The following is a 12,003-nucleotide window of genomic DNA, read 5'->3' on the forward strand; positions in this document are numbered from 1 at the left end:
GGCAGTAGAGTAGGCTGAAGAGGATCAATCAGATAATCCGCTGAGAAAGATTTTCTTCTTTACATCTTTGGCATTTTATCAACCAGAAATTCCGGATACCCCAAATTGAATACCCGGCAGTCGCCAATAGTGCAGACCCCAAGCGGATGGGCCCTCCGCCGAACGCAGTGACAACAACGGAGCCCATCTGCAAAGCGCCCGCCGCGGTTTCGAAGCCCTGGCCGATGGCAGTGGTCACAGCAGCAGAGGTCTGAAGGGCCAGCGAGTCACGTTCGGCGAGTGACGTGTTCTCGGCGACCAGGCGACCATAATGCCCGCGCCGCTGCTCAATCACCCGCCGACTCGACTCCAGCGCCAGCAAGGTCGCATCGGCCTGCTCCAGCGCGACTTCCTGCAACTGGATGGCGAACTGCGACAGCTCCAGGACGTGGGTCTGCTGCAGCTCTTCCTGCTCGGCGCGGTCCTTCATTTCGCGGTACATGCGCACTTGCTCGCCGAAGCGGCTCAGCGTCTCCACTGCCATCTGCAGGCGCGGCAACAGTGCCCTGAAACGGAACGCCAGCACCGGCGCCATGCTGCCGACGCTACGCTGCACCAGGCCACTGCCGCTGCTCTGCGCACGCAACAGGTCCAACGGGTCGAGCAGCTTCGCGTACAACGGCAACATCAGTTGCTTGCCGTCGATGGTCAGGTTGTTGCGCAGGTTGCGGATGCGGCTTTCCAGCTGGTCCCACAGGTCGAGCAACTGGGTGTTGACCGGCAGGCGGAAGCGCGGCGAGTCGAGCAGCTCCAGCCAGGGCGTGCTGTCAGGTGCGAGTTGCAGCGGCAGCCCTGCCGGCAGTTGCGCCTCGATCGTAGCGAAGAGGCTTTCGTCGGGTGTCGCCGCCTCCTCCAGGGTCGCCGGTTCCCAGCGCCCGATCATGCGATTGTCCGGACGCGGGCCGAGCAGGCTCAGGGCACGGGTGTAGATAAGCTTGGCCTCGTTCAGCGAATCGCGGGTCAAGCGGCGGTAAAGCAGGTCGCCATAGCCAAGCAGGTTCTGTACGTAGAACGCGAAAATACCCTTGCGGTAATGCACCGGTTTCGAATAGCAGATGGCATCCGGGTCGGCGATGCCGTCGATCTCGTACTCGCCACGGCCCGGCTCGTCCAGCGGGCGCACGCCCCAGTAGAACGGGCTGGGGGGATTGGTCGGCTTGATCCGCGCTTGCGGGTTGAAGATGTAGTGCAGCCATTGTTCGGCGCCCTGGAAATCCATTTCATTATGCAGGCGCCAGGCGATGGCATGGGGGATATGGAAGAACAGCTCCCAGAAGTAGCGGCCGTTGGCGCCGTGGAAGTCCATATCCTCCCTCTCTGTGCTGCCCGGTAGTTTCGGCTCTTCGATGTGCTGGGTGTCCCAACTGATCAGGGCATCCACCGACACCATCACACGGGCTACCAGTTCCTTGGCGAACAGGGTATTCAAGCGGACGTAGCGCAGGCCCTTGAGGCCGAGATTTCCCAGGTCGAGGAATTGTCCCCCCATATTCGAGGCCAGAACGGGCGCCTTGGGAATTGTCTCGGTAAGCGAGATTTCATACTGGTTGGTCGATCTGATATCCGCATCCGGGAATCCAAGTGCAATGGCCATGGGCAGTTTGTCCATATCCAGTGCGTAGGTCACCGCACCGGTCTGCACGGCACCGTTGAGCCTGACCACCCCAGACCAGGTGAGCACCTCTACGCCCGCCTGGTATCCCAACATCGAAAAGCTGGTCAATACCGGTTGCAGATAGCCCAGGCTTAGACTGGAATGGCCCTTGAGGTACAGCTTCGGCTCGGCAGTGCTCCCGCCAATGTGACACTCCAGACGCAAGGTCTTGTTGAACGGGCCGGGGAATGCATGCTCGCCATCGGGATCTTCGCGCAGTTGGAGTTGTATGGGCTTGTCAGAGACCATGGGATGCTGCAGCACCGTGGGCGGCTCGACGAAGTGGCGAATGCCGTGGGCTATCCGCTGATAATCGGTTGGTTGCTCGTTTTCAACGGGTTTCGGTGTGAATGTCCCTTGGAACAACACCCTGAAACGCATATTCAAAATGAGCCCTTCGAGCATCACGTCCTTGTTAAGAGCAAAACCGATGACGATCTTCTTGTCCTGCGGATCAGCCATGTTGACGAAGGCCATGAGGCGGCTGTCGGTCACGTTCCCCTCGAGTTGCAGGTCATAACTCATCGGTACCGACCAGGTTCCCTCCAGCGTGCGATACGCCAGCTTTATACGGTAGCGGAGCACCTCCTCCATCAGCCCTGGCACCTCGGCCCTCGCGGCAGGTATCGGCTTCTGCTCGACGCGCCGCTCGGCCCAGACGGCGTACAACCGGCCCTCGAGCACCAACGGGCGCATGAGCACCACCTCGTCGCCCTTGGGCACCTCCACCGGCATCCATTCGCTCCAGGCCGTGGGGCTCAGGTAGTCGTCACCCTCGGCCTGCGTCTCTCCGGGGTCGCCAAAACGAATCGCGGCCTTGCGCCAGAACCAGGCACGCGGCTCGACGTTCTGCCGACCGATGAAATAATAGTCGGCGTTGCGGAAGTCCAGGCCATCGATATAGCCGCTGCTCACCTCCAGATTGCTGATCGTCTCGAACTTGTCCAGGTAATGCTGCAGCGCCCGCTGCACCGAATCCTTGGAAATCCGGCTCTGGTCGGTATCCCCGATGAATTCGCGGAAGGCCGCGGTCTGCTTGAGGCGCAGTGGCGGTACCAGGTAGTTCTCCGGATAATCCCGAAGCATCTGGTTGGCGCCCCAGATCGAATACTCGCTCTTGGCCACCCGCCACTGCTCCTGCTCGCGCCCTTCGAGCATGCCCAGGTAGCCAGGCTCCATGCCGTTGAAGATGGCGTGGATATATTGCTGGATACTGGCCATGCCCATGGCGATACGACTGGTATCGACCTTGGCGCTGACCTGGTTGTCGATCAGCAGGAACTCGTACAGGTCCTGCTCAGTGACCAGACCGCGCCCGGCCTCCACCGGGTGTTGCGGGACGATCTGGCCGAGGTAGTAGGCGACCAGGGCGTCGCGCAGGTCTTCGGCGAGCGTGGCGAAGATGGGGTTCATGAGTCTTCTCCTGGGGACATTTCCTCGGTGACTTCCACCTGAGTTACGCCGGTCAACCACACATACCCACTAGTCCTCGGCTCCAGGTGGACCGTCATGATGCCCGGTAGTGCAGGTGGCCTCGTGAATGTGGGTGATATCGTGAACCCTTCAGGCGCAGGGGCCTGCGAGCGTAGAAGACCGTATCCCTTGCAAAGGTGATAGATCCTCCAAGAATCCAGGTGGGTAAACAACCGCCCTTCGCGGCGAGTAAAGCTGGTTGTTGCCCGGATGTCCTTGCCGTCTTCGGTCAACCTACCGGTCATCGCGGTTATCGCGATTTCCATGACCTTCATAGGCAATGCCCTGTAGTTTTCAGCCAGGCCGGCAGGGAATGAGGCCGTTGCCTGGAGACTCGAGTTGCGCGTATCGACCTCGATATGGGTCCGTCCCTGCGCATTGGTAAGTCCGCCACTATGAAAGTCGATGCCACTGATCGAGGTCCTGCCCGGCAACAGCAGCAACACACCTTCGATAGGACCTTCCGCATCACTCAGCTCAAGAGTGCACCGAGAAACACCGTCAGAATCGATGACATAATAATTGTCCACCGGGACCATCCCTGAGTCGTCCGACAGAATGCTCAGCGTGGCACCACTGATGATCCGTGTCGCCTCGTAGACATTCGTACCCGCGAAGTACACGCGCTTGTGCAAGTCACCGACCGCCTGAAATTCGAACGTCGAACCAATCACCCCAACCTCGCCCTGGAAAGAAGGTGCGTACAACCACATCCCCCCGTCCTCGTCAAAAACCAGGTCTGTTTCCTGTGGTTCTGCCGCTCCATTCAGGATGAGGCTCAACCGCCTCGCGCCTTGACGCAGATGCACTACATCCTGACCATTGCGCCGGTGAATGCGCCCGGACAGTCCAGCGTGATCAAGACCGTCGCGCACACCCCGGAAGAAATGCAACGCACTTTTCTCCAGATCCAACAGATAGCGCAGGCCAACCCAGATACTCAGGCTGGTCCCGAGGTTCGACGTAATGTGCAGGCGGATATGGTTGTTGGAAGGATCGCTGTTGGCCAGGAATGCCGCATTGGTGCAATCGATCTTCAACGTGACCTTGCCATCGGGGTCGCACTGGATCATCTCGCCGATGGGCGGGTCGAATACGATGCCCAGTTCGGCAGGATCGGCATAACTATCCAGGGTAAAGGTCAATCGCGCATCGTCATCACCGACGCCATCGACGCGCTCGGCAAACACCAGCAGGTCCGAGGACAATCCCGGGTCCACCGCAAATACCCACCTCGCTTCCTCGGCCAGGACGATACCCGGGCTGTCCGGCGCAGCTTGCGCGACCAACCGGGTATGCGGCACGACCACCCGTACCTTGAAGTCGAAGCTGTCATCGGCCCGCACCGATTTCACGGTGATGCTGTGCTCACCCAACTGTTCCTCGGTGAAGCGCATCTGGTAGGCCGCCACTCCAGCGGCCGTGGTCATTGTAGTCGCCAACAGTTCCTCACCAGCCCACCAGGTCACCGGTGAGCCGGCAACTGCCGGCTCCACCCGAACCCTGAAGCTGGCCGGCAGCGCCTGGTTGACCGAGAAGTACTGCTCGGCCGGCTCCATCTCGACCAGTGTGGGCAGTTCGTGGATCCGGGTCCGCTCGGAGGACAGAGGCTCCAGCCACTTTTCGTTGTATCTGGCAGTGACAGTCACTGTCACATGCCCCGGTTCGTCAGCCGTATATTCGATGCGGGCGATACCCTGGGCATCGGTAATGCTGCGGTCGGCGCTGAAGGTACCGACGTCGGCTTCCCACAGCACGGTTACGTTGCGTTGCGGGCTGCCATCGAGGTTGACCACCCGGGAGGTAACGGTGACCGACTGGGTTGCCGCCACCGGCCCGCTGAAACGCACGTATTGGAAGTACTGCTGTTCGAGGAAGGTAGCTGCGGCGTATGGGTGCTCTTCGCCATTGACCGGCAGCCTGGCGATCACCAGAGCCTCCCCGGAAGAGAGGCTGCGCAGGCGTGCCGTGGCAAAGCCGTCGGCATCGCCACGGGTCTGCGGTTGCTCGAAGGTACCCAGGTCGGTACTCCATTCCACCACCCGATCGCGCCCGGGATTGCCGTAATCGTCAAGGATCTGCAGGCGATACTCGATCACTTCCAGGTTGCCGGCCAGCGCCCTGTCCGGTGCCCGCACCGGATCCTTGATCATCAGGCTGGTGTCATCGCAGTCGATCACCACCAATGGCGCCAGGATCTTCCGGTCGAGGCCATAGCGGGCGATGACCTGGGCGGTGCCCATTTCTTCTCCGGCCAGCAGATGGTTTTCCACCTGGCCGTTCGCATCGGTGGTCAACGACGAGGGCGCATCCATGTACGAGAGATCGGTGTGCCAGGTGACCGTGATGCCTTCCAGAGGTTGCCCCAGGAAGTTCTTCACGGTCAGCAGGCAGCGGGCCTTGCCGCCTGCCCTGGCCACCAGTACCTCGGTATCCACCACGATCCACGAAGCCTCGCTCTGGCCCAGTTCGCCCCGCGCCGGTGGCTGCGAGGCGCTGCCGTGCTCTACCAGGCTGCTCAAGGCATTCTCGGCGGCCGTGCGGTATTGCGGCAACGGGCTGTTGCTGCGCAGATGGCTCAACTCTAGCGCCGCCCCGCAGCCCAGTTGCAGGGTTTCGCAGGCCTGGCGGACCCGCACCAGGTGATCAAGCTGGCGCAGGGTCGCGATAAAGCCATGTTCGGTGATCTCCAGGGCGATCTCGAGGATTTCGCGCACGCCGAAGCCGGTGAACAGCGCCACCTTGCCTGCGGCGTCCTCACGGATCAGTTGCAGATCCTGTTCGGTGAGGTCCGCGGGTAGGTCGTGCACCAGCTTCAGGTAGTCGAGAATCGCCTGCTCGCCCTGCCGAGTGAACTCGAGCAAATGGCGGTATTGGCCAAGCAGGTGCAAATGGGCAAAGGTTACCTCGTCTCCGCCCGCCGGCTCGTCGAACCAGTGCGAATGCAGGCGCCAGTTGCGCAGCACCAGCGGACTGAGGCTGAGCTGTTCGACGATGCCCATGCGATGCCCCAGGCGCGCGAGCAATGCCAGTACCTCGTCGCCGACGGGGATCGGCAGCGGCTCGCTGGTACCACCGAACAGACGCAGCACTTCCTCGAGCAACTGGTAACTGCTGCCGCCGGCCCAGGCCAGGACTTCCTGGTTCAGTTCGGCACTGCCGCCGAAGGCGCTGGCCAGCGACTCCCAGACCAGGCTGTGCTGTGCCGACCGGGCGTCCATCACCAGTTGGAAGGCGCGCAGGATGACCACGGGGCCGGCGTCCAGGCCCAGCTCGTCGACAACCTCCTCGAGGCGGGTGGTCAGGGCTGCTTCGTAGTCTTCGATGTCGGGCAGGTCGTCGCGCTGCAGAATCAGGCCATCCTCGGATACGAACAGCTCCAGTTGCCTCAACCAGTCGACAGGCTTGGGAATATCCTTGCCGGCGATCATCGGCAAGCCGGCGTCGCGGAACGCGCCATCGTCGAGGATGGTCGGCAGCATGCGCCCGTTGATCTGGCGCAGCAGATCGAGTTCGCGGTCGCTGGCGACCGCCACCGGTGCCAGCGGCATCAGGTGCTGATACAGCCAGGCCACCGTCAGGTCATGCTCGCGGCACCACTGCGCAGCATCGGCCAGGGACTGGATCACGCTGAGGGTATCGCTCAGTTCGCTGTGCTGGTGAATTGACAGACGGGTGCGGACCAGCCGCGACACGTAGTGATGCCCGCCCTCGCCCACCAGTTGCAGCAGGGCCAGGGCCTCGATGCTGGTCAGCCCCAGCCAGGCCGGCAGCCGCGCCAGGCGATAAAAGGCCGAGACCACGGCATGTGACCAATACAGGGTTTCGGTAGTGCTCTCGTTGCTCAGGGCTTCGTCCCCCAGGCCTGGGCGATGTAGCGGGCGAGGTATAAATAGGTTTCGAAGTCCAGGCCCAACGCCGCGCACAGATGTTGCACGCGTTTATAGTCGGCATCGTTGTCAGGGACGATGCTGAACGCACGGCCGTCCAGTACCAGCGGTTCGCTAAACAGGGTCGGATCGTTGAATACCCGGTCGAACTGCGGCACTTCGCTGCCCCTGGCATACAGGGCCAGGCCTTGCAGTAAAGCGGCGAAGTCCTCGGCGCCGATCTTGAAGTCGCGGCGCAGGCGGCGGAACAGGCCCAGGGCGCGCAGGGTGTTCTCGGTGATCTCGCGGCCGCGGCCTTCATCGCCATACTCGGCCTGCAGGGCGGCATCGAGCAACTGATCCGCCTCGCCGTACGACACCTCCAGCCAGCGCGCCAGGCGCACCATGCGCTGCATGCGGTCGAAGTGGTCGTTGGTCCAGCCACTCAGGCTGTGTTCCTTGTCGACAGTGCTGACGCCGATTGCCGGCTCGGTAGCAGCGTTGATGTACACCGAGCCAAAACGTGCCGGGGTCGGCGCAGCGAGGCCGGGAACGTTGGGCGAAGCCACCGGCGCGCAACGCTGGATTGACAACAGCGACTCGACGCCATCCTGGTCCAGCCCGGTGCGCAGGCAGAAAGCGCTCAGGGGAAGCAGGTCCTCGGCCTTGGCCACGCCAAAGTGGCGCATGAAAAAGCCGGCCTGCAGGGAATGCAGCGACTCGCGCAACAGGCTCCGCGGGTTGGTTCGGGTCTGTATCGAGCGGGTGCTGGCACGTCGTGCGCCACGCGGAAAGTACGCCGCTTCGAGGAGCAGGCTGCGCTGTTCCGGGCCCAGGGCGGTGTCCAACTGCAAGGCATCGTCGGAACGCACCGAGTGCAGGCCGCCCCGGCAGAAGTAAGGAAATTCCGGATCGAGCTGGCGAACCAGGTCGCCGAGGCCGAAACCCTTGCTGTGCAGAATGCCGTTGATCTGCGACATGTAGCGCTCGAACGGCAGCTTGAACGGGTAGCGGGTTTGCAGCAGGGCATCGTCCACGCTGAAGGTTTTCAGGTTGTGATCGTCAAGATGCTTGCGCGCCGCGCTGTCGAGAATTTCGTTGACGATGCCGATGGTCGGCTCGACGCGCTCCAGGGCCTGGTTGTCGAGTACCAGGCCGGCGAGGTCAGGGCGGCGCTGGGCCAGCGGGATCGGCGTGTCCTCCTCGGTATTGGCCTGCGGCTCGATGACCTGGGTCACCCACTGGTACAGCGCGGTCAGGTAGGCGGCCGGCGAGGTGGTGGCCTCGATCGACCCGGGCGGGCAGTTCTCGTCCCAGCTCGGGCTGAACTGGTTTTCGAAGTTCGGCCCGTCTACCAGCGAACGCAAGCCGGTGCGCCAGGGTTGGTTGGTTTTCTCCGCTGCCGTCAGTCGCTGCTCGCGGTAATGCCGTGCCGCCAGCACCGCCAGCGTGCTGGCGCGCTGGTGCAAACGCCGGGCCTCGTCGCGGGACAGCCCGGGAAGCCGCCGCATCAGGCTGTCGAGGTTGTCGCGGGCGATGGCGAAGGCCGAGTCCAGGCCGGCCTGCAGCAGTTGCTCGGCCTGCTCCGGGCCACTGGCGATACGCGATAGGGGGTTGCTTGCGGGTTCCACCTTGCGCCGGGCCATGGGGTCAATCTCCGTCGTAGCGCGGCACGCCTGGCCGCGGTTCGGCCAAGCTAATCAGGCAGTGGACTTCCCCGCTACTGACAGAAATATCAGGTACCTCGAAAAGGCTTGAAATAGAGCGACTGCCGACGCTGTCTGCGGCGCAAGGGAGCGAGCCCGCCGTTCGCCGCTGCGCCCCGACCGGGCTACGACAATGTAGATCGCAGAGGGGGAAATCGACCTTGATCTGCGTAAGCGTCCTGCCATGGGCGCTGCACGACAACACCCCGTATCAACCACAGCTATCGGCGTATTGTCAGACAATTCAACAGCATGGCTGGCATCGCCAAGCGCTCGTCGGTATCCCGGCGCTTCTCGATAAATTGACATCACATAGCCATCAATCATGCTTTGCCCCGCGACCGCACCCAAGGACCGGGAGTCGGGATGCGCCCAAGGGGCGTGGTCGCCTTGCCAACCCAATTTTTCATGGAGAGTCATGCATGTCTGGAAACATCGTGGATATCCTGCTGGTCGTCGATGCCGACCTCATTGCTTCGGTGCCCCGCAATCAGCAAGCAGGCCAGGTGGCGAACGCCGTCTACCTGGTGGCCCAGCGCCAACTGGTCGATCCCAATGCCCAGGGCAACGAACAGGACGGCGGTTACGAGTTGTGGATCGACGTCAAGCGCGGTGACGTCATCCGCTGGCGCACCACCACCCTGTCGCGCAACTTCGACAAGTCCAGCGTGATCACCAACGTGTACGAAAGCGGTACGCAATCGGCCCATGCCGGCGTGCTCGACCAGTTCACGCTGCAACAGTACGACGACGTGCTCGTGCCCTACGTGAAAGCGGACAGCGATCCGCGAAAGGCACCGGATATCGGTACCACCAGCACCACCGTCAGCCTCTGGCAAGCCGAAGCCAGGGCAGCAGGCACGGACCGCATTGCCTACCGTATCGACTTCTACCTGCTGGATGCCGCAGGCAATCTCATCAGCGATCGCCTGAGCTGGGATCCGTTCATCACCGTTTCCCTCACCTGACCCACTGCTGAAACGGCTCACCTCCCGGCCATGGCCGGGGGAGCCATTGCACCATGGTCGACATGCCTTACTGCAACATTTTGTACAAACCGACGGGCCAATTGATTATGCTGGCGGGCTTATGCCATGGCGCATCGCCACATCGACAAGTACCCGTCCATGAAAATCTTCATCGTCCTGTTGTTCGCCGCCTCCATTGCCTATGTGCATTTCCGCGGCCGCGTACGACACAAGATCACCCGCCAGCTGGGCGACCACTCCAGCTTCCTGGCGCCGGTCAACGCCTTCCTCTACCTGTTCTCGAAATTGCCGGCCAGGCCATACCTGCCGACCGAGTCGTTCCCCGAACTCAAGCCGCTGCAGGACAACTGGCAGGTCATCCGCGAAGAAGCCCTGCAACTGCTGCATGTAGGCGAAATCAAGAGTTCGCAGAACTATGATGACGTCGGCTTCAACTCGTTCTTCAAGAGCGGCTGGAAGCGCTTTTACCTGAAGTGGTACGGCGAGAGCCATCCGTCGGCGATGAAACTGTGCCCGCGCACCACCGAACTGCTGCAGAGCATCGGCACGGTCAAGGCGGCGATGTTCGCCACCCTGCCGCCGGGCTCGAAGCTGGTGCGCCACCGTGACCCCTACGCCGGCTCCTACCGTTATCACCTGGGCCTGGACACGCCGAACGACGAGGCCTGCTACATCTGCGTAGACGGCGAGAACTACCACTGGCGCGATGGCGAAGCGGTGGTGTTCGACGAAACCTACATCCACTACGCCGCCAACCAGACCGGACACAACCGGGTGATCCTGTTCTGCGACGTCGAGCGACCGCTCAAGTACCGCTGGGCGACCGCTTTCAACCGCTGGTTCAGCGCCAATGTCATGGCCGCGGCCGCAGCGCCCAACGACGCCGGGGACAAGACCGGCGGCATCAACCGCCTGTTCACCCGCATCTACAGGATCCGCGAGCGTGGCAAGGCCCTGAAGAAGCGCAACCGGGCGCGCTACTACGCCGAGAAATGGGCGGTGGTGGCGGTGCTGGCCCTGGTGTTCATCTACATCTGAAGTCCACCGGCGTTTGCTGCCAAAGCATCGACCTTCCAGTCCTATTGTTCATTGGCAAGACGGCGGGGAAGCGACTAGCTTCACTGTTCGATCGATCCAAACCAACGAGGTGAACGCAATGAGCATGATGGACTGGGATGGCTACCGTAAGCAGTTGATGGCAGGTATCGGCGATCTCAAGCAGCTTTCTCCCGATACCGTGGCCGGCTACGCGACCGCCAGCGCGGCCGGGGCCAAGACCAACCATCTCGACGCCAAGACCCGCGAGCTGATTTCCTTGGCGGTGGCGGTCACCACCCGTTGCGACGGCTGTATCGCCGTGCATTCGCAGCAGGCGGTCAAGCATGGCGCAACCCGGGAAGAGATCGCCGAAGCGCTGGGCGTGGCGGTGGCGATGAATGCCGGCGCGGCCCTGGTGTATTCGGCGCGGGCGCTGGATGCGGTGGGCAAGGCTGGCGAGTAGGCCATCGCCGTCCGGCCAGCTTCCATAGGACAACACATAACCCTTTGATTTGCAGGGACCTTGTGGGAGCGGGTTCACCCGCGATTACAGTAGTGAATTCACCATAGCAATCGCGGGTGAACCCGCTCCCACAGGGTACGCGTCGTGCTTTCGACGGCGCGGTCTCGAATCCCCTAGAATGCCGACTTCCCCTTCCCCCAGCCAAGGCCCCCGCATGCTGCAGATCCGCCCGATGACCGCCGCCGATTTCGACCGTTTCTGGCCCACCTTCCAGGCCATCGTCGCGGCCCGGGAAACCTACGCCTACGATCCGGCCATGACCCCGGAGCAGGCGCGCCATCTCTGGCTGGACCTGCCCCTGCACACCCTGGTCGCCGAAGAACACGGCGAACTGCTCGGTACCTATTACCTCAAGGCCAACGCTACCGGCCCCGGCAGCCATGTCGGCAACTGCGGCTACATGGTCAGCGAGGCCGCCCGCGGCCGCGGTGTGGCGCGGCAGATGTGCGAACACTCCCAGCAACTGGCCCAGGCCTCGGGCTTTCTTGCCCTGCAGTTCAATTCGGTGGTGGCGAGCAACGAAGCCGCCGTCGCGCTCTGGACCAAACTCGGCTTCGATACAGTGGGGCGCCTGCCCAAGGCCTACCGCCATGCGCGCCTGGGCCTGGTCGATTGCCTGGTGATGTACAAGTGGCTGGGCGAACCGGAGCAGCCGAAGCTGATCGGCCGCAAGAATATCGAGGCCGTGGTGTCGCGGCGTCGCGGGCGCTGA

Annotated in this window: 7 protein-coding genes; 4 read left to right on the forward strand and 3 right to left on the reverse strand. The window is 62.4% G+C overall.

Going from position 1 to position 12,003, the window contains the following annotated elements:
* Positions 1-28 precede the first annotated feature (28 nt).
* Genes CSV86_RS12320 through CSV86_RS12330 form a run of 3 tightly spaced genes read right to left on the reverse strand, consistent with a single transcriptional unit; the run spans position 29 to position 8,681 of the window.
* Complete coding sequence (locus CSV86_RS12320; protein WP_170394631.1) at positions 29-3,106, reverse strand: neuraminidase-like domain-containing protein; 3,078 nt, start codon at positions 3,104-3,106, stop codon at positions 29-31.
* Positions 3,103-6,969 (reverse strand): Ig-like domain-containing protein, encoded by a 3,867-nt coding sequence (locus CSV86_RS33025; protein WP_170394634.1) that lies wholly within the window; start codon positions 6,967-6,969, stop codon positions 3,103-3,105. The genes CSV86_RS12320 and CSV86_RS33025 overlap by 4 nt, the downstream gene beginning before the upstream one ends.
* 41 nt (positions 6,970-7,010) lie before the next feature.
* Positions 7,011-8,681, reverse strand: coding sequence for a Tc toxin subunit A (locus CSV86_RS12330; protein WP_170394636.1), 1,671 nt, complete (start codon positions 8,679-8,681; stop codon positions 7,011-7,013).
* A 482-nt stretch (positions 8,682-9,163) separates the two neighbouring features.
* Here CSV86_RS12330 and CSV86_RS12335 point away from each other — a divergent pair, with 482 nt between their 5' ends.
* The 4 genes from CSV86_RS12335 to CSV86_RS12350 all read left to right on the forward strand — a co-directional run bounded on the left by CSV86_RS12335 (position 9,164) and on the right by CSV86_RS12350 (position 12,003).
* Positions 9,164-9,709, forward strand: a complete 546-nt coding sequence (locus CSV86_RS12335; RefSeq protein WP_009401512.1) for an AidA/PixA family protein — start codon at positions 9,164-9,166, stop codon at positions 9,707-9,709.
* 159 nt (positions 9,710-9,868) lie between these two features.
* Positions 9,869-10,768, forward strand: coding sequence for a lipid A hydroxylase LpxO (gene lpxO, locus CSV86_RS12340; protein WP_009401510.1), 900 nt, complete (start codon positions 9,869-9,871; stop codon positions 10,766-10,768).
* Between the two features lie 118 nt (positions 10,769-10,886).
* Positions 10,887-11,231 carry a carboxymuconolactone decarboxylase family protein gene (locus tag CSV86_RS12345; protein WP_037060772.1) on the forward strand — a complete coding sequence of 115 codons (345 nt, stop codon included), beginning with the start codon at positions 10,887-10,889 and terminating at the stop codon, positions 11,229-11,231.
* Between the two features lie 214 nt (positions 11,232-11,445).
* Positions 11,446-12,003, forward strand: coding sequence for a GNAT family N-acetyltransferase (locus CSV86_RS12350; RefSeq protein ID WP_009401507.1), 558 nt, complete (start codon positions 11,446-11,448; stop codon positions 12,001-12,003).

The sequence above is a fragment of the Pseudomonas bharatica CSV86 genome (assembly GCF_000319305.2).
In the GTDB taxonomy this organism is placed as follows: Bacteria; Pseudomonadota; Gammaproteobacteria; order Pseudomonadales; family Pseudomonadaceae; genus Aquipseudomonas; species Aquipseudomonas bharatica.

Coding starts and splice junctions, on each gene's coding strand:
- CSV86_RS12320 (WP_170394631.1), bottom strand. CDS start 3,106: ATGAACCCCATCTTCGCCACGCTCGCCGAAGACCTGCGCGACGCCCTG.
- CSV86_RS12330 (WP_170394636.1), bottom strand. CDS start 8,681: ATGGCCCGGCGCAAGGTGGAACCCGCAAGCAACCCCCTATCGCGTATC.
- CSV86_RS12335 (WP_009401512.1), top strand. CDS start 9,164: ATGTCTGGAAACATCGTGGATATCCTGCTGGTCGTCGATGCCGACCTC.
- lpxO (WP_009401510.1), top strand. CDS start 9,869: ATGAAAATCTTCATCGTCCTGTTGTTCGCCGCCTCCATTGCCTATGTG.
- CSV86_RS12345 (WP_037060772.1), top strand. CDS start 10,887: ATGAGCATGATGGACTGGGATGGCTACCGTAAGCAGTTGATGGCAGGT.
- CSV86_RS12350 (WP_009401507.1), top strand. CDS start 11,446: ATGCTGCAGATCCGCCCGATGACCGCCGCCGATTTCGACCGTTTCTGG.